The sequence below is a fragment of the Anoxybacillus amylolyticus genome, from assembly GCF_001634285.1.
GTDB classification, from domain to species: Bacteria; Bacillota; Bacilli; order Bacillales; family Anoxybacillaceae; genus Anoxybacteroides; species Anoxybacteroides amylolyticum.
On sequence record NZ_CP015438.1, the window covers coordinates 1,062,644 to 1,089,470 of the forward strand.

28 protein-coding genes and 2 pseudogenes are annotated in these 26,827 nt (G+C 43.7%); 22 read left to right on the top strand and 8 right to left on the bottom strand.

Annotation, left to right across the window (positions count from 1 at the left end; all coding sequences use genetic code 11):
• Window positions 1-125: 125 nt before the first annotated feature.
• The 3 genes from GFC30_RS17335 to GFC30_RS16440 all read left to right on the top strand — a co-directional run bounded on the left by GFC30_RS17335 (window position 126) and on the right by GFC30_RS16440 (window position 2,278).
• The gene (locus GFC30_RS17335; RefSeq protein ID WP_179946287.1) at window positions 126-1,448 is read left to right on the top strand and encodes a hypothetical protein; all 1,323 of its coding nucleotides are present in this window, start codon (window positions 126-128) and stop codon (window positions 1,446-1,448) included.
• A 2-nt stretch (window positions 1,449-1,450) separates the two neighbouring features.
• Complete coding sequence (locus GFC30_RS05465) at window positions 1,451-1,684, top strand: hypothetical protein (RefSeq protein WP_066323244.1); 234 nt, start codon at window positions 1,451-1,453, stop codon at window positions 1,682-1,684.
• A gap of 441 nt (window positions 1,685-2,125) precedes the next feature.
• Entirely contained in the window at window positions 2,126-2,278 is a 153-nt protein-coding gene (locus GFC30_RS16440) for an immunity protein YezG family protein (protein ID WP_084256207.1), read from the top strand.
• Between the two features lie 8 nt (window positions 2,279-2,286).
• Here the strand turns inward: GFC30_RS16440 and GFC30_RS05470 are convergent, their stop codons facing one another.
• Both GFC30_RS05470 and GFC30_RS05475 read right to left on the bottom strand, forming a co-directional pair.
• Window positions 2,287-2,799: an IS630 family transposase gene (locus tag GFC30_RS05470; protein ID WP_066323245.1), complete on the bottom strand. Its 513-nt coding sequence runs from the start codon at window positions 2,797-2,799 to the stop codon at window positions 2,287-2,289.
• A 17-nt stretch (window positions 2,800-2,816) separates the two neighbouring features.
• The gene (locus tag GFC30_RS05475) at window positions 2,817-3,347 is read right to left on the bottom strand and encodes a helix-turn-helix domain-containing protein (protein WP_066323246.1); all 531 of its coding nucleotides are present in this window, start codon (window positions 3,345-3,347) and stop codon (window positions 2,817-2,819) included.
• Between the two features lie 723 nt (window positions 3,348-4,070).
• Here GFC30_RS05475 and GFC30_RS16445 point away from each other — a divergent pair.
• Window positions 4,071-4,277: pseudogene (locus GFC30_RS16445) on the top strand (hypothetical protein); the annotation flags it as partial.
• 53 nt (window positions 4,278-4,330) lie between these two features.
• On the opposite strand, the gene GFC30_RS05485 reads toward GFC30_RS16445, so the two are convergent.
• Window positions 4,331-5,512 carry an IS701 family transposase gene (locus GFC30_RS05485; RefSeq protein WP_066322703.1) on the bottom strand — a complete coding sequence of 394 codons (1,182 nt, stop codon included), beginning with the start codon at window positions 5,510-5,512 and terminating at the stop codon, window positions 4,331-4,333.
• Between the two features lie 316 nt (window positions 5,513-5,828).
• Between GFC30_RS05485 and GFC30_RS05490 the strand changes: the two genes are divergently transcribed.
• Window positions 5,829-6,245, top strand: a complete 417-nt coding sequence (locus GFC30_RS05490; protein WP_066323248.1) for an immunity 70 family protein — start codon at window positions 5,829-5,831, stop codon at window positions 6,243-6,245.
• 80 nt (window positions 6,246-6,325) lie between these two features.
• Here the strand turns inward: GFC30_RS05490 and GFC30_RS05495 are convergent, their stop codons facing one another.
• Complete coding sequence (locus tag GFC30_RS05495; protein WP_066323249.1) at window positions 6,326-6,838, bottom strand: IS630 family transposase; 513 nt, start codon at window positions 6,836-6,838, stop codon at window positions 6,326-6,328.
• A gap of 17 nt (window positions 6,839-6,855) precedes the next feature.
• Window positions 6,856-7,386: a helix-turn-helix domain-containing protein gene (locus GFC30_RS05500; protein WP_066323246.1), complete on the bottom strand. Its 531-nt coding sequence runs from the start codon at window positions 7,384-7,386 to the stop codon at window positions 6,856-6,858.
• Window positions 7,387-8,063: 677 nt separating this feature from the next.
• On the opposite strand from GFC30_RS05500, the pseudogene GFC30_RS17675 reads away from it, so the two are divergent.
• Window positions 8,064-8,183, top strand: a pseudogene (locus tag GFC30_RS17675) (polymorphic toxin type 50 domain-containing protein); the annotation flags it as partial.
• A 232-nt stretch (window positions 8,184-8,415) separates the two neighbouring features.
• Here GFC30_RS17675 and GFC30_RS17155 read toward each other — a convergent pair.
• Window positions 8,416-8,559 carry a hypothetical protein gene (locus GFC30_RS17155; RefSeq protein WP_169806992.1) on the bottom strand — a complete coding sequence of 48 codons (144 nt, stop codon included), beginning with the start codon at window positions 8,557-8,559 and terminating at the stop codon, window positions 8,416-8,418.
• A gap of 126 nt (window positions 8,560-8,685) precedes the next feature.
• Between GFC30_RS17155 and GFC30_RS05510 the strand changes: the two genes are divergently transcribed.
• From GFC30_RS05510 to moaA, 4 genes are all read left to right on the top strand, one after another.
• Window positions 8,686-8,919, top strand: coding sequence for a DUF2249 domain-containing protein (locus tag GFC30_RS05510; RefSeq protein WP_066323251.1), 234 nt, complete (start codon window positions 8,686-8,688; stop codon window positions 8,917-8,919).
• Between the two features lie 66 nt (window positions 8,920-8,985).
• Window positions 8,986-9,603: a molybdenum cofactor guanylyltransferase gene (locus GFC30_RS05515; RefSeq protein WP_066323252.1), complete on the top strand. Its 618-nt coding sequence runs from the start codon at window positions 8,986-8,988 to the stop codon at window positions 9,601-9,603.
• 61 nt (window positions 9,604-9,664) lie between these two features.
• Window positions 9,665-10,768, top strand: a complete 1,104-nt coding sequence (locus GFC30_RS05520) for a TIGR04053 family radical SAM/SPASM domain-containing protein (protein WP_066323253.1) — start codon at window positions 9,665-9,667, stop codon at window positions 10,766-10,768.
• A 452-nt stretch (window positions 10,769-11,220) separates the two neighbouring features.
• Complete coding sequence (gene moaA / locus GFC30_RS05525) at window positions 11,221-12,243, top strand: GTP 3',8-cyclase MoaA (RefSeq protein ID WP_066323254.1); 1,023 nt, start codon at window positions 11,221-11,223, stop codon at window positions 12,241-12,243.
• A gap of 25 nt (window positions 12,244-12,268) precedes the next feature.
• Here the strand turns inward: moaA and ric are convergent, their stop codons facing one another.
• The gene (gene ric / locus GFC30_RS05530; protein WP_066323255.1) at window positions 12,269-12,973 is read right to left on the bottom strand and encodes an iron-sulfur cluster repair di-iron protein; all 705 of its coding nucleotides are present in this window, start codon (window positions 12,971-12,973) and stop codon (window positions 12,269-12,271) included.
• Window positions 12,974-13,185: 212 nt separating this feature from the next.
• Between ric and GFC30_RS05535 the strand changes: the two genes are divergently transcribed.
• Genes GFC30_RS05535 through GFC30_RS05555 form a run of 5 tightly spaced genes read left to right on the top strand, consistent with a single transcriptional unit; the run spans window position 13,186 to window position 16,358 of the window.
• Window positions 13,186-14,445 (top strand): molybdopterin molybdotransferase MoeA, encoded by a 1,260-nt coding sequence (locus GFC30_RS05535; protein WP_066323256.1) that lies wholly within the window; start codon window positions 13,186-13,188, stop codon window positions 14,443-14,445.
• Window positions 14,442-14,939: a molybdopterin-guanine dinucleotide biosynthesis protein B gene (gene mobB, locus GFC30_RS05540; protein ID WP_066323257.1), complete on the top strand. Its 498-nt coding sequence runs from the start codon at window positions 14,442-14,444 to the stop codon at window positions 14,937-14,939. The genes GFC30_RS05535 and mobB overlap by 4 nt, the downstream gene beginning before the upstream one ends.
• Window positions 14,936-15,403, top strand: coding sequence for a molybdenum cofactor biosynthesis protein MoaE (locus tag GFC30_RS05545; protein WP_409978501.1), 468 nt, complete (start codon window positions 14,936-14,938; stop codon window positions 15,401-15,403). Before mobB ends, GFC30_RS05545 begins: the two co-directional genes overlap by 4 nt.
• Window positions 15,400-15,630, top strand: coding sequence for a molybdopterin converting factor subunit 1 (gene moaD / locus GFC30_RS05550; RefSeq protein WP_066323259.1), 231 nt, complete (start codon window positions 15,400-15,402; stop codon window positions 15,628-15,630). The genes GFC30_RS05545 and moaD overlap by 4 nt, the downstream gene beginning before the upstream one ends.
• A 14-nt stretch (window positions 15,631-15,644) precedes the next feature.
• Complete coding sequence (locus GFC30_RS05555; RefSeq protein ID WP_238583546.1) at window positions 15,645-16,358, top strand: YwiC-like family protein; 714 nt, start codon at window positions 15,645-15,647, stop codon at window positions 16,356-16,358.
• Between the two features lie 32 nt (window positions 16,359-16,390).
• On the opposite strand, the gene GFC30_RS05560 is transcribed toward GFC30_RS05555, so the two are convergent.
• Window positions 16,391-17,059 carry a Crp/Fnr family transcriptional regulator gene (locus tag GFC30_RS05560; RefSeq protein ID WP_409978512.1) on the bottom strand — a complete coding sequence of 223 codons (669 nt, stop codon included), beginning with the start codon at window positions 17,057-17,059 and terminating at the stop codon, window positions 16,391-16,393.
• Window positions 17,060-17,315: 256 nt separating this feature from the next.
• Here GFC30_RS05560 and argC point away from each other — a divergent pair, with 256 nt between their 5' ends.
• The 7 genes from argC (at window position 17,316) to argF (ending at window position 26,737) form a co-directional block, all read left to right on the top strand.
• Window positions 17,316-18,353, top strand: a complete 1,038-nt coding sequence (gene argC / locus GFC30_RS05565; protein ID WP_066323262.1) for an N-acetyl-gamma-glutamyl-phosphate reductase — start codon at window positions 17,316-17,318, stop codon at window positions 18,351-18,353.
• Between the two features lie 14 nt (window positions 18,354-18,367).
• Window positions 18,368-19,597, top strand: a complete 1,230-nt coding sequence (argJ, locus tag GFC30_RS05570) for a bifunctional ornithine acetyltransferase/N-acetylglutamate synthase (RefSeq protein ID WP_066323263.1) — start codon at window positions 18,368-18,370, stop codon at window positions 19,595-19,597.
• A gap of 13 nt (window positions 19,598-19,610) precedes the next feature.
• Window positions 19,611-20,381, top strand: a complete 771-nt coding sequence (gene argB, locus GFC30_RS05575) for an acetylglutamate kinase (RefSeq protein WP_066323264.1) — start codon at window positions 19,611-19,613, stop codon at window positions 20,379-20,381.
• Window positions 20,381-21,544, top strand: a complete 1,164-nt coding sequence (locus tag GFC30_RS05580; protein WP_066323265.1) for an acetylornithine transaminase — start codon at window positions 20,381-20,383, stop codon at window positions 21,542-21,544. Before argB ends, GFC30_RS05580 begins: the two co-directional genes overlap by 1 nt.
• Window positions 21,545-21,616: 72 nt before the next feature.
• Window positions 21,617-22,684: a carbamoyl phosphate synthase small subunit gene (locus GFC30_RS05585; protein WP_066323266.1), complete on the top strand. Its 1,068-nt coding sequence runs from the start codon at window positions 21,617-21,619 to the stop codon at window positions 22,682-22,684.
• Window positions 22,677-25,796 carry a carbamoyl-phosphate synthase (glutamine-hydrolyzing) large subunit gene (locus GFC30_RS05590; protein WP_066323267.1) on the top strand — a complete coding sequence of 1,040 codons (3,120 nt, stop codon included), beginning with the start codon at window positions 22,677-22,679 and terminating at the stop codon, window positions 25,794-25,796. Before GFC30_RS05585 ends, GFC30_RS05590 begins: the two co-directional genes overlap by 8 nt.
• On the top strand, window positions 25,793-26,737 hold the full coding sequence (gene argF / locus GFC30_RS05595) for an ornithine carbamoyltransferase (RefSeq protein ID WP_066323268.1): 945 nt from the start codon (window positions 25,793-25,795) through the stop codon (window positions 26,735-26,737). Before GFC30_RS05590 ends, argF begins: the two co-directional genes overlap by 4 nt.
• Window positions 26,738-26,827: the final 90 nt, after the last annotated feature.

Consider the following 26,827-nt stretch of genomic DNA (forward strand, 5'->3'; position numbering starts at 1 on the left):
TTGATATTTTTTTTATTATTCCATCATCATCCAATCATGTGGGAAAAGAGTGGTATTTTTCATTGATCATGGCTTAGCAACGAACGTTGTTCCAACAAAAGGGCAGGGGCAAAGGAGCGGGGGAGATGTCTTTTTGGGGTTCATTAAGCAAACTAGGGCATTTGGTCGAGAAAAAGGTAGAGCAGACGGTAAAGCATGTCGCCAATGACGTCAAAAAAGTAGAGAAGACCATTCGACAAGCCGTTCAGCACGTAGAAAAGAAAGTCGAGCCAGTGGGGAAACAAGTCGTAAAGGATACGGTGCACATTAGCCAAAAGGCAAAGGAAGCTTTTCATCAAGCGGAAAAGAAAGCGGAACAAATGGGAAAGCACGTTGCTCATGAGGTGAAACAAGCGGAGAAAGCGATTCAAAACGTTGAAAAGAAAGTGGAACATGTCGCGAAACAAGCAGTGAGAGATACGGTACAGATTAGTCAGAAGGCACAAAAAGCATTTCACGAGGCGGAAAAGAAGACAGAGCAAGCTATAAAGCACGTCGCACATAATGTGAAACAAGCGGTATCCGAAGCGCTCCATCCTATTGAACATAAGATAAAAAAAGAAATCAAAGATACAGAGAAAACGATCGAACGCAGTGCACATCAACTAGAAAAGAAAGCAGAGCATGCCGCTAAGCAGGTGGTTCATGATATAATCAATGCAGGACAAAACGCCGAGCGAACGGTTCGGCAAGTAGGAAAAAACATCGAAAAATCGGTACATGAGTTTTCGAAACATCGGCTCGAAAGTACGATGGAATTTGCTAGAGGCGCAGGCGATGCGGCGTTGGCGGATGTAACGTTTAATTTTGTGCAACAACGATCTTACAATAGTAAACATCCTGTTGCATACGAAGCGGGTCAGATGGTAGGACATGCGGTATGGACGATAGGAGGCATAAAAGTAACCGAGATATCCTCTGCAATCGGAGTAGGTGGAGCAGCAGTTAGTTTGAGCGGAGGTGGAGCATTTGCTGGGGTTCCTGCAATGGCTGCTGGTGCTGCAGGAATGACTGTTGGAGGAGTGATGATGAAAACAGGGATTACAAACTTCTCCAAAAGTGCAAGCGACTTGTCCCAGCAACTAAGTCGGAGTGAAGGTGTTTCAGAAGGAGTAACAAAGGGGACGGGAAATGCTTTCGAGGTTGCCAAGAACGGAGGAAAGCATTCAGGGTTTTATAAACAATATGTTAACAAGTCTGATGATGAGATTCGTAAAGGAATTCAATCAATCGAAAAACAAATAGCAGAACATCAGGACAAAATTAAAAATCCAGAGGCACATATACCTAACTTTAGAGACTTAGACCCAAGACAACAGGAAGCATTAATCAATAAAAAATGGCCTTCTGACATTCAAAGACAATTGGAGCAAAAAGAAATTCTTGAAGGTATTCTAAGGAGTAGATAAAAATGGATGAACAATTAAGGGGTTTTTTGGAAGATTTGATTACACTTATTCAGGAAAAGTACAATGAAACATTAATAGTGCCTACTGATGAGTCCGCCGAGGACAAATCTTTCAGATTGGGCTCAAATTTCGCATATTTTGATATACTTGATTTGATTGAATCTCAATTGACAGTACATGGGCTAGATTCTAATTTCCTAGGGAAAATATCACCAACATTGGGTGAAAAGATTTAAACTATTGCTAAGTTTACTTCTTCTAAGTGTGATCGTACAATACAACCAACAAGGCCAACACTATATAAGTTGAAATTTTGTTTTACATCCAGCGGAGCACTCACCGCGTTATATCATATCGGTTTGTATTTAGATGAAAACGGAAACGAAAAATTGGAAATTCTTTATTGCAAATTATATAGAAAACTCGACAAACACGCTTAGACCAACTTTCAAAGGCTTATTCCCAACTTGAACAGGAGTATATAAGACCCTAGAGAAGAGGTGATTGTTACAGTGAAACCTATATACGAGGGGCAATCCCTTAGACCGAGCGAGTTTAAAATTGACTACTCAATAAATGGTAAAAAATATTCAGAGAGATTGATTAACTATTCATGAGGTAAATAAAGTATAATATGGAATGTATATACCAAAAAAATTGCAAATATATTAGTTGATATGATTCCTGAGAAATGGAAAAAGATCCTGTTATACGCTGAATTTAGAGAAGGCTATAAAAAAATTTTTTTCTATTATTATCCAATGGACAGAGAGGAGCCAGTATATAGTCTTGATATACCTGATCTATATACATCCAAATTGACATTTTAACCTCTGGTTCACGCAGCACACCCGATGCGGCGCAACACTTCATCTGGGTGCTGCAACACATATTGTTCAAAACGAGTAATAGACTGGGCAATGTCGTTTTGATCTTTATGCAAGACGTTAGCAATGACTTCATCTTTCAGCCATTTCCATAACCGTTCAATCGGGTTTAACTGTGGAGAATACGGTGGCAAATAGATAAAGTGAAATGCAGCGCCTTCGTCGCTATCGAGGAATGCTTGCACCATGTTGGCATGATGAATACGTGCATTGTCCAACACAAGCACGATGAATCGATCCGAATATTTCTCTTTCAACAGGCGCAAAAAGTCTAGGAACGTCTCGGCATTGGCGGATGAAGCACGATGAAATACAACATCGCCTTGTTGAACGTCGACCGCACCAAAAATGGACACATGGGCATGATGACCGTAACTCGGGATTTGTTTTTGCTTGCCTACTTCTGCCCATGTCGTACGAAGCGCTTGATAGGCACGAACATGTGTCTCATCTACATAAAACATGGTAACGTTCTCGGTGATTAGTTTTTTTTTATAAATTCGAGCTCCTTTTGAAAAGCAGCTTGACGCTCAGGGGCACCTTTCACCAGCTTGTAGGTTGGATGTGTCCACGATAAACGAAGACGATGTAACAACTTGCGAATGCCTTCACGTGACATAAACACACCATATGTTTGTTGGATGTAAGATTGCAAAATACGTGTGTTCCATGAGGAAGAAATGCCCCAACCGACATCAACGGGGGTGGTGGTTAACACAAGTTGTCTGAGTTCTTGTTGCTGTTCTTCGGTAAGAAACGGTACACGACCGGGTGGTAAGCGGCGATCGAGTAAATGATCGAGTCCTCCTTCGTTAAAGCGTGAGACGTAGAGGGCAACCGATTGACGGCATAGATTGACCATTTTCGCAACATCTTTTCCGAGATACCCTTCCATGACGAGACGAACGGCGGTAACCCGAACGCGAAGCGAAGCATCTTTGATTTTCCGTTCTTGTTTCCGAAGTGTTCGAGGGGTCCAGCCGTGATCATTTGTAATTTTAAGACGTTTCATGTCATTTCCGCTCCTTTTATACGTGGGTATTTAGGAGCAGTATAACCATAGAAAAAGGCGTTCATACAGAAGTCATTGCTTTAAAGTGCATGTATATAGTAAGGGGTTGTGGAAAAATATGCATATAGAATCATCACGGGGTGATCCGTCTTTTTTGTTTTTTTGGAATACAGAATATTCCGTCTTATTAGTGTGCTGGCATACCCTATTGAAACGCAGAAATCTTGACATTTAGGTAATGAAGTTTATGCAATGTTAGTGATTTAAATTAATTTGCAGAAACATAGGGAACGTAGTAATCATATCTTGGGGGTTAATCGTAGAAAGCATACGAATGTGGTTACATGGCTATAATAGAATTTCTGTCAAAGTGCGCGCGTCCAGATTTTTGTTCCGGACCTTTTCTATGAATCAGGAAAAATGACCGGGCATGCGGTATCAACGATTGCGGGGATGATCGAAACAGGCGGGTCTGAAGCTCTCGAAGTCGGTGGTGCATCATTGACAGCGACTGGAGAAGGAGTGTTTGTGGGAGTTCCCGCCATGGCGATGACCGGAGAGGGAATGGCCTACGGTCAAGCGGAAACAGCGTTAAGCTTTCACCGTTTGGTCAAAAACGCCGAAGAACTGTACCAGCGAATGAGCCGGGGCGAAGGCGTTTCGGGGAAAGCGGTTAAGGAGATGGACGAAGCTGAGGGGCTTGCTAAGGGGACGAAGAAAACTAGACCATCATGGAGACAATCTGAAATTGATGTAGGGAAAGAATATCCTGGTTATCGTGAACAAGTATCATTTAAAGATGGCAATGAAGTAAGTCATGGCACTAAAAATAGTTCGAGACCAGATTTTTATATCAACGGTCATAGTATAGAAGTTAAGAATTATAAAGTGACTACGTCTTCCCGAAGAAGTAACTTAATAACTGTAGTTGAGCAATTTCAATTACAATAATTACCATGTAAAAGAGACAAACAGGGTACCCCTTATGCCACGTGGAGCTGTTTTTTCACGGTATCAATGGGAATATTTTGTTTCGCTGCATGGTAAATGAACTCCACGAGGCTATGTCCTTTTCTCTTGCGCAGGAGATCGAGCCCATCCGAAAAATCGCTGTTAGACTCGAATAGGCTGTACACGTAAGCAAGCTGCACCAAGATCCAGTAACGTTTCACCGCTCGATGATGACGAACGCGGTACCCATCGAGTTTCAGCTGGTCTTTCGCTTGACGGAAAAAACATTCGATCGACCAACGCTCGGCATAGTAGCGCAAGATGTCTTCGTCGCTTAGCTCCCAATCGGTGCTCAAGACGCAATGAAGATGTTCCGGTGTCATCGGTTGATCGGCTTTCCAAACAAGTAGCACCACCGCATCATCGAGACCGTTGAGCGCTCCTTCGTAACGATAGACGCGATAGCGCTCTTCTCCCACCGTGACGAGGCGGGTGTCATTCGGTTCGAGATAGCGGGCAAACTGCTTCGCTTGGATGGCGATGCCTTTCGGATAGAGAATCCGGTTCGTCTTAAGCATCGCGATGACGTGGAACCCTTTTTTCAAGCAGGCTTCCACGAGTGCTTTCGATGGATACCAAGAGTCCATCAGTACATAAACAGGACGACTCACATCCAAAGAAGAAAGCATCTCAATCGCGAGTTTTCCTTTGCTTTTTCCAGCCTCCTTGTCGTAGGGGCGAAAAGCAAACGGAAACGCTTGAGTCATCGTATGAACCATGAGCCAAACGAGAGAATGCCCCCAAATCGATTTTTTCTCTGTGTGAGAATAATGCCAATCACACCCTTGAATAGCGCATGTTGCCCGTGACGAAGGCTTCGTTTTTTGGCAAATCGTATCATCGATGGAAACAAAAATGGGTTGATTCTTCTGTTTGGCGATGCGTTCGACACGATGAAGCATCCACTGCTGGAGTTTGCGGAGCAATGTCTCTTCATCCCACGGACTTTTCGTGAAAAAATGGCTCAGTGTCGTGCGATGGTTCGGATGAAAACTCCCATGATGTAGATCGGTCAACGTTCCCGAAAAACCTTTCGTCACCATCGCATCCACGATATGAACGAGATGCTTCATCACAGGTTTCGAGAAATAAAGCGCCAACCCCAACGTCGTGAAAAACTTGTGGATTCCTTGATGATGTGCTAATCTATTCATGAGACATGAACCTCCTTGTGTGAATGGTTGGTAGCACATCTATTCTAACCAAGGAATCGGGTTCATGTCTTCTTTTTTGTCTCAATGTAAATTTATGTTATCGATTTTGCTCATCTACAGTTAATAAGAAATGTTTCAAAGCAAATAAATAAGCGTATAAGTGATTTACCTGAACAAACTAGGCAAACTGTTATTATTGATGTAAGGGGTCAAAATGTCACAAGGGATGTTTTAAGGGATATTAAACAAAAAATAAATGAAAAAACAGATGGTGTAGCAGAAATTATTTTTAAAATGGATTAGAGGTGAAATTTAGATGGCTGTAGGAATATTAGTAGATTGTTTTTTTTACGAATTAGGACATAGCGATTTTGTACATTCGTTCTTTTCGACAATCTCATATCATTTGGAAAAAGAAGGATGGGGAACAAAATACCCGTTATTAATGAATGATTTATATTATGACAAATTAAATTGGGAGAATATCTCCGTTGCGAGAACTAATCTAATTGAAATTGAACAGGAATTATCAACATACTCCCCAGAGTCTGTTATATGGGATATCGATGACATATCACAAAAACCACCGTGGGGGGATAAGTTTAGTTCAAAAGTAACTAATTTAGCAAATTATTTTGCAACAACTGATGGGAAGACATTTTTTGAAGTAATACGTACAGCGATGGATGTAGCAGAAGAAGATAAATGTGATATGAAAATTCATAAACTTTAACTTTTTACAATATGGGGTACCGAATAAAAGGTTCTTAACTATAGAGTATATACATCCAAATTGGCATGTTAACCTCTGGTTTACACAGCACACCCGATGCGGCGCAACACTTCATCTGGGTGCTGCAACACATATTGTTCAAAACGAGTAATAGACTGGGCAATGTCGTTTTGATCTTTATGCAAGACGTTGGCAATCACTTCATCTTTCAGCCACTTCCATAACCGTTCAATCGGGTTTAACTGTGGAGAATACGGTGGCAAATAGATAAAGTGAAATGCAGCGCCTTCGTCGCTATCGAGGAATGCTTGCACCATGTTGGCATGATGAATACGTGCATTGTCCAACACAAGCACGATGAATCGATCCGAATATTTCTCTTTCAACAGGCGCAAAAAGTCTAGGAACGTCTCGGCATTGGCGGATGAAGCACGATGAAATACAACATCGCCTTGTTGAACGTCGACCGCACCAAAAATGGACACATGGGCATGATGACCGTAACTCGGGATTTGTTTTTGCTTGCCTACTTCTGCCCATGTCGTACGAAGCGCTTGATAGGCACGAACATGTGTCTCATCTACATAAAACATGGTAACGTTCTCGGTGATTAGTTTTTTTTTATAAATTCGAGCTCCTTTTGAAAAGCAGCTTGACGCTCAGGGGCACCTTTCACCAGCTTGTAGGTTGGATGTGTCCACGATAAACGAAGACGATGTAACAACTTGCGAATGCCTTCACGTGACATAAACACACCATATGTTTGTTGGATGTAAGATTGCAAAATACGTGTGTTCCATGAGGAAGAAATGCCCCAACCGACATCAACGGGGGTGGTGGTTAACACAAGTTGTCTGAGTTCTTGTTGCTGTTCTTCGGTAAGAAACGGTACACGACCGGGTGGTAAGCGGCGATCGAGTAAATGATCGAGTCCTCCTTCGTTAAAGCGTGAGACGTAGAGGGCAACCGATTGACGGCATAGATTGACCATTTTCGCAACATCTTTTCCGAGATACCCTTCCATGACGAGACGAACGGCGGTAACCCGAACGCGAAGCGAAGCATCTTTGATTTTCCGTTCTTGTTTCCGAAGTGTTCGAGGGGTCCAGCCGTGATCATTTGTAATTTTAAGACGTTTCATGTCATTTCCGCTCCTTTTATACGTGGGTATTTAGGAGCAGTATAACCATAGAAAAAGGCGTTCATACAGAAGTCATTGCTTTAAAGTGCATGTATATAGTAAGGGGTTGTGGAAAAATATGCATATAGAATCATCACGGGGTGATCCGTCTTTTTTGTTTTTTTGGAATACAGAATATTCCGTCTTATTAGTGTGCTGGCATACCCTATTGAAACGCAGAAATCTTGACATTTAGGTAATGAAGTTTATGCAATGTTAGTGATTTAAATTAATTTGCAGAAACATAGGGAACGTAGTAATCATATCTTGGGGGTTAATCGTAGAAAGCATACGAATGTGGTTACATGGCTATAATAGAATTTCTGTCAAAGTGCGCGCGTCCAGATTTTTGTTCCGGACCTTTTCTATGAATCAGGAAAAATGACCGGGCATGCGGTATCAACGATTGCGGGGATGATCGAAACAGGCGGGTCTGAAGCTCTCGAAGTCGGTGGTGCATCATTGACAGCGACTGGAGAAGGAGTGTTTGTGGGAGTTCCCGCCATGGCGATGACCGGAGAGGGAATGGCCTACGGTCAAGCGGAAACAGCGTTAAGCTTTCACCGTTTGGTCAAAAACGCCGAAGAACTGTACCAGCGAATGAGCCGGGGCGAAGGGGCTTCGTTACGGGTAATAGTTTACCTTCTTATGGGCAGAAATCAGTGCCTATGGATCCCTACCGAGAAGCATATGGATTCCCAGTGAAAGTAAAGCCAGGTGCTCAAGAGAAACATATTCCTAACACTCCCAATTACAAACTGTAGATGAGCAAATTTGCTAACATAAATTTACAACCGAACAAAAAAAGAGACATGAACCCGATTTCTTGATTCGAACAGATGTATCACCAGACCATTCACAAGGAGGTTCATGTCTCATGAACAGATTCAAGGAATCCACAAGCTTTTCACGACGCGAAACGTTGCTTGGAAACTTGGATTCATCGATGCTTGTTTTGTTCAAAAAAAGAAGGAGATGTTTCCTCCTTCGTTAATGTTTCTTTATGTCTTTTTTCTCATAGCACTCAAAGCAATATAATGTTTCTTTTTCGCCGCTAACAACCCCGTTTAAAAAGCCGGATAAACAATGAATCGGTTTGCCGCACTTTGCACAAAAGCCGACGAACTCTTCCAAGGGCTATTCCCCTTTCAAACGTATTGAGATTTTTCATAACAGACTGTGACGCCTGTCACTTCATGGACAACATCCAGCCGTTATGATGTGTATATAAATCATTATACTATAAAGGAGGTTCGTTTTATGAGCCAATTTGCCGCAAAAATTTATGCGCCTGCATATGAACCGAAAGACAGACATCCAGCGATTTTTCGTTTATTTGACAGCTTAAATTCAGGAGAAGTGATGGAGTTAACGAACGACCATGATCCACGCCCGCTTCATTACCAATTTATGATGGAACGGGAAGGGCAATTTACGTGGGAATATTTAGAAGAAGGCCCGGACGTGTGGCGTGTCGCTATTGGGAAAAAATAAAAACAAGGTTCCCGATTCATCGGGAGCCTTTTCTTTTTTTGTACGACATGGTAAAGTGAAACAAAAATGGATGAGGTGATTATGGTGAATCGAATGGCTGGGGCGATTTTGGCGGGCGGAGAGTCGCGCCGTTTTGGCAGTCCGAAGGCGTTTGCGAAACAAAACGGCGTGTATTTTTTCCAACGCGCGGTTGAAGCGCTACGCCCGTCTGTCGAAGAACTGTATATTGTCAGCCATCCGACACTTCTTGCACGTTTTCAACAAGAAACGAACGAAAAGATAATCGTCGATGCGGAAAAATACCGCGGCCAAGGCCCGCTTGCCGGCATTTATACTGTGATGAAGCAAACGGAGGCGGACTGGGTATTTGTTCTTCCGTGCGATATGCCATACATAACAGAACGAACCATCCGCCAGATGGTTTCCTACATCGATGATTCGTTCGATATCGTCGTTTCTGCTCATTTTGGACGTGTTCAACCTCTTGTCGGCGCTTACCATCGTCGAATAATCGATGATATTGAACAACTATTGATGGCAGGAAATAATCGGATGTTTGTGTTATTAGAAAAACGCTCTGTTCGTTACGTGAACGATACGGATTTTTATGAAGAGCCACGCGTTTTTTACAACATGAACTATGCAACAGAATATGGCGATATTGTGACAGAAAAAGAGTTGTGATGAACATCACACGTTTCTTCTCCCATGATGATTTACAATGGAAACAAGGAGGGGGAAAGCTGTGCGAGACTTTCAACAAAATCCATTTATCGTGATTTGGGAACTGACGAGAGCTTGTCAGTTAAAATGCCTTCATTGCCGGGCGGAAGCGCAATATCACCGTGACCCGCGCGAACTGACGTTGGAGGAAGGAAAAAAATTAATCGACGACATTTATGACATGGATCAGCCGTTGCTTGTATTTACTGGCGGCGATCCGTTAATGCGACCGGACGTGTACGATATCGCAAAATATGCGATTGATAAAGGGTTGCGCGTCTCGATGACACCAAGCGCGACGCCAAATGTGACGAAAGAGGCGATTCGTAAAGCGAAAGAGGTGGGGTTAGCACGCTGGGCGTTCAGTTTGGACGGACCGACGGCTGAAATTCACGACCATTTCCGCGGAACGAGCGGCTCGTTTGATTTAACGATGAAAGCGATTCAATATTTGCACGAACTAGGTATTCCTATCCAAATTAATACCGTTATTTCCCGCTACAACGTGCACGTGTTAGACGAAATGGTAGCACTTGTGGAAAAGCTCGGCTGCGTACTTTGGAGCGTCTTTTTCCTCGTGCCGACGGGACGCGGAAAAGAAACGGACATGATTTCACCGGTCGAGCATGAAAAAGTATTCCACTGGCTATATGAAACAAGTAAGCGCGTATCGTTTGATATTAAAACAACAGCAGGACAGCATTACCGCCGTGTCGTGCTGCAGCAAAAAATGCGGGAACAGAAACAAACAAATGGGGAAATTCGTTATGAAGATGTGTTGATGAAGGGGCTCACAGGTCAAGTCGACGGGCTTGGACGTGCGCCAAAAGGAGTAAATGATGGCAATGGATTCGTTTTTATTTCCCATATTGGCGATGTTTACCCGAGCGGTTTGTTGCCGGTGAAAGCAGGGAACGTGCGAGAAACACCGCTCAGGGAAATTTATCGCAACTCCCCAATTTTTCAAGACTTGCGCAACCCAGACAAATACAAAGGAAAGTGCGGGGTCTGTGAGTTTCGCTACGTGTGTGGCGGTTCGCGCTCACGGGCATATGCGGTCACAGGTGACTATTTAGAAAGTGAACCGTTTTGCGTCTACATTCCAAAAGCATGGCGAAAAAACTGACTCGAATCAAGGGTCAGTTTTTTTATAATTCCTCCTTTTTTCACTCAAACTGTTATTATTGGCGAGCATCATTTTTTTTAACAAACATGTGAAAGCACGAGTGTTGATTATCCATTACTTTACTAAAAAACACAGAATCATATGGCAGAAAAGCTAGGAATAGAGCGATGTCACCTGGTTTTTATTTGTTAATCAACACGCCTGTTATTATTGTAAAAGCGACCGCTTTGGCTAGATGTGATACATATCACACACGATTAGAGAATGAGAAAAATGTCACAGGAATGTCACAAATTTTGTAGAACGTTTTCGGACGTTGTTCCTTCGGTTGGTATGGTATACTTATTCGTAATACCGTTTTTGCTGTGTGAGGGATGTCACAGCGCGATTAACGGTTGTTTCCTATAGAGAATAGAACGATGCGAGAATTTATACTGAAGAGAGGATGCGCTATGAGCCAAAAAAAGCCGGTTATCGTTGACAAATGGAATCGTCCGTTGCGCGATTTGCGCATTTCTGTGACCGATCAATGCAATTTTCGCTGTGTCTACTGTATGCCGGCGGAAATTTTTGGCCCTAATTTTCGCTTTTTGAACGAAGAGGAATTATTAACGCTAGATGAGATGGTGCTTGTTGCGGAAGTTTTTGCTGAGCTAGGGGTTGAAAAGCTTCGGATTACTGGTGGCGAGCCGTTGTTAAGAAAAGGATTGCCGTCGTTTATTGAACGGTTGGCAACGATTCGTGGAATACGGGATATTGCGCTAACAACGAACGGCGTTCATTTAGTGAAAATGGCTCGGATGTTAAAAGAGGCAGGATTGCAGCGAGTGAACGTGAGCCTAGATGCGCTCGATGATAAAGTGTTTAAAAAAATGAACGGTGTCGGCGTTGGCGTTCAACCAATTTTAAACGGAATAGCAGCGGCAAAAGAAGCAGGGCTTGTAGTGAAAGTAAACATGGTCGTGAAAAAAGGCTGGAACGATTCGCAAATTTTGCCGATGGCACAATATTTTAAAGAAGCAGGTATTACGTTACGGTTTATTGAGTTTATGGACGTCGGAACGTCGAATGCGTGGGACTTATCGCAAGTCGTCACGAAAAAAGAAATATATGAAACGATTCGAGCGATTTACCCATTAGAGCCAGTCGAGAAAGCATATTTTGGCGAAGTAGCAAGCCGGTATCGCTATGCTGGGACGACGACAGAAGTCGGGTTTATTTCATCCGTGACGGAATCGTTTTGCCAGAGCTGCACAAGGGCACGCATTTCTGCTAATGGAACGCTTTATACATGCTTGTTTGCTACGGAAGGGGTGTCGTTGAAACAGCTGTTGCGAAAAGGGGAAGATCGGGCAGCATTGAAACAACTCATTGTTGACACGTGGAACAAGCGAACCGATCGGTATTCGGATGAGCGAACGGAGCAAACAGCAAAACTGCGAAAAAAAATCGAAATGTCGTATATCGGCGGATAAAAAGGATCGCTTGGAGGCGATCCTTTTATTTGGCGTTAGCGAGAATACGTGGGAAGAGGATATTGTTTTCAAGGTGAATATGTGTGAATAAGTCCTCTTCTAACGCTTCAAGCCGGTTGTAAACAAGTCGATATGTTCCGCACGCATCGAAAGGCGGTGTGAAATCGTTCGTGATTTTGCGAATTTCCTTAATGATATCTCCTGCCGTATCGTGCTCGGCGACGAGTTCTTCGATGACTTCTTTCATTGCTTGTTCGTTTTCTTTTGTTGGATGTTGTTCGAATTGGATAATTAGTGGGAATGCTTTCGTTTCTTCTTTCACTAAATGCTGTTCTAGTTCGGTTTTTAACTCGTTGAACAGCTTATGCACTTGCACCAAATGTGGCTGTTCTGATCCATGTACGCGCAATACTTTCGTCACGTATGGGCTAAGCTGTGGCAATTCTTCCATTAAAAAGCGGTGGTGTTTTTGGACGATATGATCGATTAATTCCGTATAGGAAGCCTCGAGCCAATTTTTCTCCACTTTTTCAAGCGATTGTTGGTACATCGTTTGCAATTGATGTAAAATGTCTTCTATTGGTAAATTTTTCTCGGCAAGCGCTTCAGCAACTGGACGGTTTCCGCCGCAGCAAAAGTCGATTTTATACGCTTTAAACAAGTCGCTTGCTTTTGGAAAAATAGCAACGATTTCACCAACGGTTGATTGTGCTGTAAACATTGTTTCCATCTTTAACCCTCCATCTCAGTTTTTCGGTTACAATGTAAGCATAGCCGTTTTTCATTTATGAAGTCGTGACGTGCATCACACATTTGAACAGATGTTGAACAATTCGTGCCAGTTGCTCTCAGCACAGAAAAATGTGACAGACGTCACAACTCTTTTCGCTTGTTTTTCGGTACAATAAACAATAGATGTAAATGAGTAAGTGAGGGATAATTGTGATAGAGAAACGAACACCGATTCCAGTGATGGAAGCGATACGAAAAGTGATGCAGTTTGCGAAAATTGGGGAAAAAGAATTTGTAGCGCTAGAAGAAGCGTACGGAAGGTATTTAGCGGAAGACTTGTGCGCAGACCATGATGTTCCGCCATTTGACCGTTCACCGTATGATGGGTTTGCGATTCGTGCTGCCGACTCTGCTGCTGCAAGTCTTGACCATCCGGTCGAATTTGAAGTCATTGAAACGATTGGAGCGGGGCAAGTGGCTGAGAAAGAAGTCGCTCCGTTTCAAGCGGTGCGCATTATGACCGGTGCCCAAATTCCAAACGGCTGTGATGCGGTCGTTATGTTTGAAGTGGCGAACGAATACGAACGAAATGGGAAAACATATATGTCGATTAAACGCCCGTTTCGCCCAGGGGATAACATTTCGTTTCAAGGAGAAGACACAAAAAAAGGTGAAATGCTCGTCTCGAAAGGAACGTTCATTAACCCTGGGGTTCAAGCGCTGTTAGCTACGTTTGGATACGCAAATGTCAGCGTGGCCAAAAAGCCAAAGGTAGGCATTTTTGCGACCGGCAGCGAGCTGTTAGACGTTTCCGATTCGCTCGTCCCAGGCAAAATTCGCAATAGCAATGCCTATATGATTCGAGCGCAAGTGCTTCGTACTGGCGGCATTCCGGTGTATTTCGGGAAATTAGTCGACGATGCCGATCAATGTTTTACGGCAATAGAAAACGTATTGGAAGAAGTGGACATGTTGATTACAACCGGTGGCGTTTCCGTCGGCGACTACGATTACTTGCCGGTCATTTATGAACGGCTTGGGGCGGAAGTGTTGTTTAATAAAGTCGCCATGCGTCCTGGAAGCGTGACAACGGTCGCGCAAAAAGAAGGAAAACTACTATTTGGTCTATCGGGCAATCCTTCCGCCTGCTATGTCGGCTTTGAATTGTTTGTTCGCCCTGTCATCCGTACAATGCTTTATTCGACTAAGCCGTATTTATCCAAAACAGCGGCGACACTGCTAGTAGATTTCCCCAAGCCAAACCCGTTTACTCGCTTTGTAAGAAGCTACGTATATGCACAAGAAGGCATGTTGTATGTCGTCCCAGTTGGGATGGATAAGTCGAATATCGTCACGTCGTTAGCGAAAGCAAACGCTCTTATGGTACTGCCGGGAGGAACGCGCGGGTTTTCTAAAGGAGACGTTGTCGAAGTATGGCTATTAGAAAACGAAGAAGGGAGCGCACAATGAACGTTTGGCAAGTAGTTGGCTATAAAAATAGCGGGAAAACGACATTAGTCGAAAAATGGGTAAGAAAAGCGGCTGAACAAGGCTATAAAGTCGGCACGATTAAACATCATGGGCACGGCGGCTACCCAGACGTTTGTGCAGCGAATGATTCGAGCCGGCATCAAGCGGCAGGGGCGATTGCAACATCTGTCGAAGGAGGAGGGATGTTACAGCTATACGTCGTTCACCCATGGACATTGCCGCAAATTTTACACATTTATTCCCTAATTCCGCTTGATTTTGTCATTGTAGAAGGATATAAATATGAGCGATATCCAAAAATTGTGATCGTCCGAAACGGCGGCGATTGGCAGCAACTTTGCCATTTAGAAAAAATTGTAGCGGTCATCACGTGGGAGTCGCTCGATTCGTTGCGAGAGGCACCGTACCCTGTGTTTTCGCTGAACGACGAAGCCCAATACTTGCAATGGCTGATGAACGAGGTGAAAAAATGATGACTTTATTTACGATTACCGACCAACCGATTTCTATGGAAGAAGTAGTACATAAAGTGATTCGTAAAGAAGCAGGAGCCGTCACAACGTTTATCGGTACGGTAAGAGAATTAACGAACGGAAAGCGCACGCTATTTTTGCAATACGAAGCATATGTTTCGATGGCGGAAAAAATGTTGGCGCAAATTGGCGCTGAAATAAAAGAGCGGTGGCCAGAGGCGGAAGTGGCGATTACACATCGAATTGGCAGATTGGAAATATCTGATATTGCCGTTGTGATTGCCGTTTCCACCCCACATCGAAAAGACGCGTACGAAGCCAATCGCTATGCGATTGAACGAATCAAACAAATTGTTCCAATTTGGAAAAAAGAATATTGGGAAGATGGAACAGAGTGGGTCGGCAATCAGCTGGAAACGAAAGCATATCCGACGGGAAAACCGGAAGGAGAGGATGTTATGTGATTACATTGTTATTTTTCGCTTATTTAAAAGAAGCAATCGGAAAAGAGCGGCTCCAACTAGATGCCTCATCGATGACGGTGAAAGAGTTGAAACAACAGCTTGTATCCGATTATGGATTCGATTTGCAACACGTCATGGTCGCAGTAAACGAAGAATATGCCACTGATGACCGAGTGCTACAAGCAGGCGATATCGTTGCTTTTATTCCACCGGTCAGCGGCGGATGAAAGGGGAGAGGCGAATGCTTGTTCCAAAACAGCATGGCGCGTGGGCAATGTTAATCATTCCGTTTTTGTTAGGCGCATATGCAGGAGGTCTTTCTTGGTTGCACATTCCGCTCTTTCTTGGCTGGTTAGGGCTTTATTTAGCGACATATCCGTTTTTAATGGCGGTGAAAACGAAACGGAAACGAGAATATATGCGTTGGTTTTATCGGTATTTTTTCGTCGCGCTCGCCATGTTACTGATTCCGCTCGTTTTCCAATGGAGGCTTGTTTATTTTGGGATTGCAATGGTACCGTTCTTTTTTATTAACCTTTATTTTGCGAAAAAGAAAGACGAACGGGCATTGGCGAACGATGTTGCTGCGATTGCCTCTTTCTGCATCGGCGGGTTAGCAAGCTTTTATATTGTCCGTGGAACGTTAACAGCGCAGGCGTGGGAATTATATCTATTTTGTTTTCTCTTTTTTATCGGAAGCACATTTTATGTGAAAACGATGATTCGTGAAAAGAAAAGCTCTCTCTACAAATGGACTTCGTGGGCATATCACTTATTATTAATCGTTATTCTCATGATGACCGGGTATTCATGGTTTGCGCTTGCGTATGTGCCGAGCGCCGTTCGCGCGATTTATTTATATGGAAAATCGGTATCCGCAACCAAAGTAGGCGTTTTAGAAATTGCTAATGCGGTTTACTTTGGAATAACGATGCTCGTTTTGCTGACATGGTAAAAGGAGAAGCAGCTGCTTCTCCTTTAAGTTAGTTAATCAATACTGCATATTTCCGGTGGGCAATCTTCACAGTCAATTTCGTTTCGTAAATAAGTTAAATGATGAACAGTAATTTTTCCACGGTTGATGGAAATGATGCCTTTCGTGCGGAGATCCTTCAATAAGCGGTTGACAACTTCGCGGGAGGTGCCACAAAAATTTGCAAGCTCTTGGTTTGTTAGGTGTAAATCAATGAGAATGCCGTTTTCCTTCATCACCCCGTAGCTATTGCACATACGAATGAGCGTCGAATATAATGCCCCTTTTTTTCCGTGTAATACGAGGTCGCGAAATTTTGTTTGTGTTTTCCGAAAATGATCACTCATCCATTTCATAAATTCAAGCGCCAATTTGTTATTTTCTAGCAAACTTTTTTCGAGCACTTCTCGCTGAATGCAGGAAACGATTCCATCTTCGAGCACTTTCGCGTTCAATAAATACTTTGCTTGTTCCGTAAAAAGGGTCAACTCTCCGACAATATCCCCTTTGCTGCATATTCGTAACGAAAGCTCTTGCCCATCTGTCGCAATTTTACTAACTTGAATTTTCCCTGATTGAATGTAATACACTTCCTCTGCTTGCTCGCCTTCGCGGAATAAATACGTTCCTTTTTTGATTTCCATCTGGCGATACGCCTTATTCACTAGCTCTTGAAGCTCCATTGCTCCATTTTCCATATTTCAACCACCTTTACGAATACTACTAAAAGTAGTATCTATTATTGATTTAAGCGAAAACCCGCTGGAAAGTCAATGAGATTTTTACTGTTTTTCCTATTTGTATATTGGAAAATTATTAAAGTAATAAAAAGAAATGTGTGAAATAAAATAAAAATAATTAAATATACATTTGATTTTATTTTTATGCAGTATTATAATGATAACTACATGAAAGAGAATGAGAACGGGGAGGCTCGTTATGAATATTGCAATCATTGGCGCAACGGGGTATGGAGGGATTGAATTGTTGCGGTTTTTGCAACACCATCCATATGTCACCAATTGTTTCGTCTATTCTTCGTCACAAGACGGGATGCTTCTTTCTGACAGCTTTCCGCACGTCGGGGAAAAGAACGAATGGATGTTGCAAAAAATTGATATCGAACAAATTGTTTCGACATGTGATGCTGTCTTTTTTGCGACGCCGCCGGGGGTGTCAAGCGAACTTGCGCCATCATTGATTAATCAAGGAATAAAAGTCATTGATTTATCCGGTGATTTCCGGTTGAAAGACCGAACAGTATATGAAAAATGGTACAAACGGCAAACGGCGCAAAGCGAGTATTTGCAACGAGCGGTATACGGACTGACGGAATGGAATCGGGAACAAATTAAGAACGCTAAACTTTTATCAAACCCGGGTTGTTACCCGACCGCAACGTTGCTTGGATTGGCACCGCTTGTGCAAAATGGGCTCGTGGAAGAAGACTCGATTATCGTTGATGCCAAATCTGGCGTATCTGGGGCGGGACGGCAAGCGTCATTAAACACCCATTTTTCCGAAGTCAATGAAAATCTGAAAATTTATAAAGTCAATGCCCATCAACATATTCCAGAAATTGAGCAAATGCTCACTGATTGGAACGAGCACATGCAACCGATCACGTTTAGCACCCATCTTGTCCCGATGACGCGTGGCATTATGGCGACGATTTATGCGAAAGCGAAAACTGATGTGTCAATTGAAATGCTGCTAGATTTATATAAAACAAGTTATGAAAATTCAACATTTGTTCGCATTCGTAAGCAAGGGCAATTTCCTTCGACGAAAGAAGTGTACGGATCGAACTATTGCGATATCGGTATCGCTTACGACGAACGGACAGGACGGGTAACGGTCGTATCTGTCATTGATAATTTAGTGAAAGGCGCAGCAGGGCAGGCGATTCAAAACTTTAACGTCATGATGGGTTGGAACGAAACGAGCGGGCTGTTATTCGCGCCGATTTATCCATAGGAAGGGGATTAACAATGTTAACGAAGCAAGATCAAGAAGTGTATTATGTTGCGAATGGAACGGTTGTCACACCAAAAGGGTTTAAAGCAACAGGTGTGCACGCTGGATTGCGTTATACAAAAAAAGATTTAGGAGTCATTGTTTGTGACGTGCCTGCTTCGTGCGCGGCGGTGTACACGAAAAGCCACTTTCAAGCAGCGCCATTGAAGGTAACGCAAGAAAGTATTGCGAAAGAACAAAAACTGCAAGCGATTGTTGTGAATAGCGCTTGCGCCAATGCGTGCACAGGAGCAAAAGGATTGAAAGATGCTTATGAAATGAGAGAATTGTGCGCTCAGCAATTTAGCTTGCCACCGCATTATGTGGCGGTTGCTTCGACGGGTGTCATCGGGGAGTTTTTGCCGATGGAAAAAATTCGGGCAGGAATACAGCAGTTAGCGCCTGTTGCACTTGAAGAAGGGGCGTATGCGTTTCAAACCGCCATTTTAACGACCGATACAGTGATGAAGCAAGCTTGCTACCAAACGACAATTGACGGAAAAACAGTGACGGTTGGTGGGGCGGCGAAGGGATCAGGAATGATCCATCCAAACATGGCAACGATGCTCGCTTTTATTACGACCGATGCCAACATTTCTTCAAAAACATTGCAGCAAGCGCTCCGTTCCATTACCGATGTATCATTTAACCAAATTACGGTAGATGGCGAAACATCGACGAACGATATGGTCGTTGTGATGGCGAGCGGGCTGGCAGAAAATGAGGAACTTACACCTGAACACCCAGAGTGGTTAAAATTCTATGAAGCGCTCAAGAAAACATGCGAAGATTTAGCAAAGCAAATTGCCAAAGACGGAGAAGGGGCGACGAAGCTTATCGAAGTGCGCGTCCGTGGTGCAGTTAATGACGAAGAAGCGAAGCGAATTGCGAAAAAAATCGTCGGCTCCAACCTTGTGAAAACAGCGGTTTATGGTGCTGATGCGAACTGGGGACGGATTATCGGAGCGATTGGCCATGCGGACGCAACAGTCAATCCAGATTGCGTCGATGTTTTGCTAGGACCGATTGTGATGCTAAAGATGAGCGAACCGCAACCATTTTCGGAAGAAGAAGCGACCGCTTATTTACAAAGCGAAGAAATTGTGATTGAAGTAGATCTTCATCTTGGCAACGGAACAGGAATCGCATGGGGATGCGATTTGACATATGACTATGTCAAAATTAATGCAAGCTATCGCACATAAAGGGGAGAGTGGCGTGAAAGAAACGATTGTCATTAAATGCGGCGGCAGTGTGTTAAGCGAACTATCACCATCATTTTTTGAAAGCTTGCAACTATACGCCCAGAAGAAAAAGATCATCATCGTCCACGGAGGCGGTCCAGAAATTGGGCAAATGTTAACAAAACTTTGCGTACCAACGGAATTTGTTGACGGGTTGCGAAAAACGACGAAAGACGTATTGGAAGTTGCTGAAATGATTTTAGCAGGAAAAGTGAATAAGCAGCTTGTTGGAATATTGCAGCAATACGGATTACCAGCAGTTGGTGTTTCCGGTGTGGACGCACATCTTTTAGAAGCAGCGGCTATTGACTTTCATACGTTAGGGTACGTTGGAGAAGTGAAGAACGTCAACTGCGCATTTTTAGAAATGCTGCTTCGTGACGGATACATTCCGGTAATTGCACCACTCGGTGCAGATGAATCAGGACAAACGTATAACATTAACGCCGACACAGTAGCAGGCGCAGTAGCAAAAGCGCTCAACGCGCAGCAGCTATTATTTGTCACCGATGTTCCTGGCATTTTACAAGACGGAGTCGTCGTGGAGCAAACCACGGTCGACGATATCGAACGAATGATTGCTGCCGGGGTTATTACAGGTGGGATGATTCCGAAAGTGAAAGCAGCTGTTGCGGCGTTGTCCGAAAAATTAGGAGAAGTGATGATTGTCAGCGGAAAAACTCCATTTTATACAAATGGAAAATTATATGGAACGAGCATTCGGAAAGAAGTGGGGGTCTATTAATGGGAGCATTATTTCCTACGTATAATCGTTGGAACATTAGCATTGAATCGGCGGAAGGAACAAAAGTCGTTGCGAAAGACGGCAAACAATATTTAGATTTCGTTTCCGGCATTGCCGTTTGCAACCTTGGCCATCGCCATCCGGCCGTTCAAGCGGCGTTAGAGGCGCAATTAAACCGCGTTTGGCACGTATCTAATTTATTTACAAACGAATTACAAGAAGAAGTAGCTGAGTTGCTCGTTGCCAATAGCTGTGGCGATTACGTATTTTTCTGTAACAGCGGGGCAGAAGCGAACGAAGCGGCATTAAAATTAGCGCGGAAACATACAGGGCGTCATAAAGTGATTACGTTTAAGCAATCGTTTCACGGCCGGACGTTTGCGACAATGGCAGCGACCGGACAAGAAAAAATTCATCAAGGATTTGGACCGCTGTTGCCTGAGTTTGTCCACCTCCCATTTAACGACATAGAGGCGTTAGAAAAAGCAATGGATGAGCAAATTGCCGCTGTCATGCTAGAAATTGTGCAAGGAGAAGGCGGAATTAGAAAAGCAGATGCTTCATTTTTGCAAAAAGTTGCGCAACTTTGCGAACAGTATGGTGCATTGTTCATCGTCGACGAAGTACAAACCGGCATTGGACGGACAGGAAAAGCGTTCGCATATCAACATTTTGCCGTAGAGCCAGACATTATTACGGTGGCGAAAGGATTAGGGAGCGGTTTTCCAGTAGGGGCAATGATCGGAAAAGCGTTTTTGTGCGACTCGTTTACAGCAGGGGTGCACGGCTCTACTTTCGGCGGCAACCCGCTAGCGATGGCAGCAGCAAAAGCAACGTTGGAAGTGATTTTTCAGCCGGAATTTTTACAAGAAGTACAAGAGAAAGGGACTTATTTTTCACAAAAATTACAAAACGCGCTAAGCGAAAGTGAATTTGTGAAAGAAGTGCGCGGCCTCGGGTTGCTCGTTGGCATTGAATGTCACGAGGAAGTGGCAAAGCTTATTCCGGCGATCCATGAAAAAGGGCTGCTCGTATTAACGGCTGGACCGAACGTCATTCGTTTATTACCGCCGCTCATTGTGACGCAAGCGGAACTGGATGAGGCAGTGGCGATTCTAAAACAAGTGATAACGAGTGAATTGCTGACAGCTAATGAAAACTAGCTGTATCTTTATTGAAATGATTGTATAAAAATTCTTTCGTGTTAATAAAAATTCGATGATGAGGTGGCGAATATGAAGGCGCATCTTCATTTAGCAAACGGAAAGACGTTTACAGGGCAGCTTGCCACGGCGCTTCCAAACGGTGAAGTGAGCGGGGAAGTCGTGTTTTTTACCGGGATGACTGGTTACCAAGAAGTGCTGACTGACCCTTCGTATAAAAATCAAATGATTGTTTTCACATATCCGCTTATCGGCAACTATGGCATTAATGAACGCGATTTCGAAAGCAAACGTCCGCACGTGCAAGCGGTCATCGTTTATGAAGCGAGTGCGCAAGGATATCATTATGAAGCGAAATATAGCTTGCAACAATATTTAGCGCAATGGAATATTCCGCTCTTAACGCACGTCGATACAAGAGCGCTCGTCAAAGAAATTCGAACGCAAGGAACGATGCCAGCAGTTTTGACGCTAGGTGAAGAGTGTGTGTTCGACTCAACCGGACAACTTTTTCCTGTCGGTGATGTATCGACAAAAACAATCGAAACGTATGGAGATGGGGAGCGTCATCTTGTGTTAATTGACTTCGGGTTTAAAAAATCGATTTTGCAGTCATTGTTAGCTCGTGGCTGCAAAATAACGGTCGTTCCTTATGATACACCGCTTTCTGCGATTGTCGCGTTGCAGCCAGACGGCATCGTTTTATCGAACGGCCCAGGAGATCCGAAACAATTAGTAAGCCAATTGCCAGTCATTCGGGAAATCATTGACCGCTATCCGACGCTAGCAATTTGTTTAGGGCATCAGCTTGTTGCGCTGGCGTATGGAGCGGATACAGAAAAACTTCGCTTCGGTCATCGCGGGGCCAATCAACCGGTGTATGATTCGTTTGCGAAGAAAGTGTTGATGACGTCGCAAAATCATAGCTACGTTGTTAAGAAAGAAAGCTTAGCAAATACGCCATTTATCGTTCGGTTTACAAACGTCAACGACGGCTCCATCGAAGGAATCATGCACCGAGAGAAGCCGATTATATCGGTGCAATACCATCCAGAAGCGCATCCAGGACCAAGCGACACGGAGAAAATCTTCGATGAGTTTTTGCAGAAGGTAAATAAAGGAGCGAAAGTATATGCCTAAAGATTCATCTTTGCATTCGATTTTAATTATCGGCTCCGGACCGATTGTCATCGGGCAGGCAGCGGAATTTGATTATTCCGGAACACAAGCGTGCATAGCGCTAAAAGAGGAAGGATACCGCGTCATTTTAGTGAACAATAACCCAGCAACGATCATGACCGATGACGTTCATGCGGACGCTGTCTATTTTGAACCATTGACCGTCGACAGCATCGAAAAAGTGATTGCAAAAGAGCGACCCGACGGGCTTTTAGCCACGTTTGGCGGACAGACAGGATTAAATTTAGCGTTTCAGCTACATGAAACTGGAATTTTAAGCAAGTACGGGGTGAAGTTGCTCGGGACACCAATTGAAGCAATCAAAAAGGGAGAAGATCGCGAAGCGTTTCGCGCTCTCATGTACGAATTGAATGAACCAGTACCAGAGAGCGAGATTGTGACAAACATCGAAGCGGCGATGGCGTTCGCCGAAAAAATTGGTTTTCCGATCATCATCCGTCCAGCTTATACACTTGGGGGAAGTGGTGGCGGCATTGCAGAAACGATGGAGCAGTTTGTCACTCTTGTCGAAAAAGGGTTGACAGAAAGTCCCATTACGCAATGCTTAATCGAACGGAGCGTGGCAGGATATAAAGAAATCGAGTACGAGGTCATGCGCGATCATACCGATACGTGCATTACCGTTTGTAACATGGAAAACGTCGATCCGGTTGGTGTGCATACAGGAGATTCGATTGTCGTTGCCCCATCTCAAACGTTGACCGATGAAGAATACCATATGTTGCGATCTGCCGCCGTGAAAATTATTTCTGCTCTCGGTATTATCGGTGGGTGCAACATTCAATTTGCGCTTGATCCAGTCAGCAAAAATTATTACTTAATTGAAGTCAACCCGCGTGTGAGTCGTTCCTCGGCGTTAGCATCGAAAGCAACGGGATATCCGATTGCGCGCATTGCGGCGAAATTAGCTGTTGGCTATACGTTAGCAGAGCTACTTAACCCGGTCACAAAAAACACATACGCAAGTTTTGAACCAGCGCTTGATTACGTCGTTGTCAAATTTCCGCGGTTGCCGTTCGATAAATTTCCGAACGGAAATCGGATGCTTGGCACACAAATGAAAGCAACAGGCGAAGTGATGGCAATCGACCGCAATATGGAACGCGCCTTTCAAAAAGCGGTGCATTCCCTTGAAGGAGCAAATAACGGGTTATTTTTACAAGAACTAGCAGAAAAAACGAACGAGGAACTACATGAATTGCTCCTCAACAAAGACGATCGCCGCTTTTTTGCGATTTTAGAGCTGTTTCGCCGCGGGGAAACGATCGAAACGGTGCATGTGCTAACGAAAATCGACCGCTTCTTTTTAAATAGTTTTCATCAGCTCATTGCCCTTGAACAAAAAGCGAAAGCAACCGATTTAGCGAGCATCGATGAACCGACGTTGCGGTTATTGAAGGAAAAAGGGTTTTCGGATGCGTTTTTAGCAGACATATGGAACGTAAGCGAACAACGGGTACGTGAAAAACGAAAACAGCTCGGCATTGTTCCTGCGTATAAAATGGTCGATACGTGCGCCGCCGAATTTCATTCGGAAACGGACTATTATTATTCGACGTATTTCGGGGAAGATGAGCGTAAGCAAAGTGAAAAAGAAAAAGTACTAATTATTGGCGCAGGTCCAATTCGAATCGGTCAAGGGATTGAATTTGATTACAGTTCGGTCCATAGCGTGTACGCATTGCAAGCGGAAGGTTACGAAACCGTATTAATTAACAACAATCCAGAAACGGTAAGCACCGATTTTGCGGTAGCCGATCGCCTTTATTTTGAACCGTTGACATTGGAAGATGTCCTCAACGTCATTGAAGCTGAGCAAATCGAAAAAGTTGTTGTTCAATTCGGCGGACAGACGGCGATTAACTTAGTCAAAGGATTGGAAGAATCAGGTGTAACCATTCTTGGGGTATCGCATGATGTCATTGACCAGCTCGAAGACCGCGACCGTTTTTATCAGCTGTTAGAAGAACTCGATATTCCACACGTTCCAGGAGTAGTGGCGAACGAGGAAAAAGAACTGTTGGAAAAAGCAAAGGGGATTGGGTACCCAGTATTGCTTCGTCCATCGTACGTTATTGGTGGAAAAGGAATGTTTATTGTCGAGAATGAACAACAGTTAGAGCAACTACTGGAGCAGCCGTTTTTATTCACGTACCCTGTGTTAATTGACGCTTATTTAAGTGGCAAAGAAGCAGAAGTAGATGTAGCGGCAGACGGAACGGAGATTTTATTGCCGACGGTCATCGAACATGTGGAAAAAGCAGGAGTGCATTCCGGAGACAGCTTTGCATTTTTACCAGCACAAACGTTGACAGACGAAGAGCAAGCAAAAATGAAGCAATATGCCGAAAAAATTGTGAAAAAACTTCAATTCAAAGGGCTTATGAACATTCAATACGTCATCGCCAACGGAGAAGTGTACGTGTTAGAAGTGAACCCGCGTGCGAGTCGAACAGTGCCGATTGTTAGCAAAATGACTGGAATCCCGTTAGCGCAAATTGCGACAAAATTATTGCTTGGGAAATGCTTAAACGAACTAAACGTGCCAACCGAAGCAAAGCACATCCCGTACGTTGTATTGAAATATCCTGTTTTTTCGATGCATAAATTGCCAGAAGTCGACCCACTTGTTGGTCCGGAAATGAAATCAACAGGGGAAGGAATTAGCATTGCAAAAACAACAAAAGAAGCAGCAGCAAAAGCGTTCCACTCTTATTTATCGAAAAAAGCAGGAGCATGTGAAATTTATGTCGATGCCGATAATAATGAAATAGCACCATTGCTAGAACGGGTGAAACTGGCAAAGCTGACGGTTGTTCAAGGCGTTGCGTTTACAGAATGGGCAAAGAGAAAAGAAGCACTAGCGTTTTTAAATTGGAAAAAAAATGAAGGAAGTATGAAGCAACGGATGATTGCGTTGTCCCAACAGCTATTAACGTTTACGGAGATCGAAACGTTCGAATTATTTTTGTCTGCACTAGAAGTGAACGATTTTTCCGTTTGCTCGATTCAAGAGTGGTTAAAACAAACAGAGAAAGTGGTGGTCGAATGAATACAACAATTTCTTCTTTAAAAGGGAAAGACGTATTGACATTAATCGATTTTTCGTCAGAACAAATTTATGAGTTGCTCGCGATTGCTCAGCAACTAAAACAAAAACAACAAGCAGGAGAGAGCTACACTCCGCTTGTTGGAAAAACGTTGGCGATGATTTTTGAAAAACCGTCGACGCGGACGAGAGTGTCGTTTGAAGTTGGAATGACCCAGTTAGGTGGGCATGCCCTTTACTTAAACAGCAACGACTTGCAGCTAGGACGTGGAGAAACAATTGCCGATACGGCAAGAGTATTAGCACAGTACGTCGATGCAATTATGATTCGGACATTTGCGCATCAAAAAATTGAGGAACTTGCCGAGTACGCTGACGTACCGGTGATTAATGGATTGACAGATGATGACCATCCATGCCAAGCACTTGCAGACTTATTAACGATTTATGAAGTGAAAAAGCAGCTGAAAGGGATAAAGCTTGCGTATGTCGGTGACGGCAATAACGTTGCCCATGCGTTAATGATTGCAGCAGCGAAAGTCGGAATGGATTGTGCAGTCGCCTGTCCAGTCGGATATGAGCCGAAAGAACAGTATGTCACCGCAGCAAAGGAAGCGGCGGCCAAAACAGGCGCAACGATTACCGTAACACATTCGCCGGAAGAAGCAGTGCAAGCAGCTGATGTCATTTATACCGACGTATGGACGAGCATGGGACAGGAGCAAGAAAGTGAACAACGGCTTGCTGTTTTTCAACCGTTTCAAGTGAATTCTCAATTAATGAAATACGCAAAAGATGATTACATGTTTTTGCATTGCCTGCCTGCTCATCGTGGAGAAGAAGTAACGGCAGATGTCATCGACAGCGGTCATTCCTATGTGTTCCAACAAGCAGGAAACCGCCTTCATGTACAAAAAGCGATTTTAGTTTCTTTATTATCCTAAACACCGGATTCTTTCCCGGTGTTTTTTTCCTTTAGTTATGAATGGAGCATGAAACGGTTATGCTAAAAGTAAGCTTTGAAAAGGGGGAAT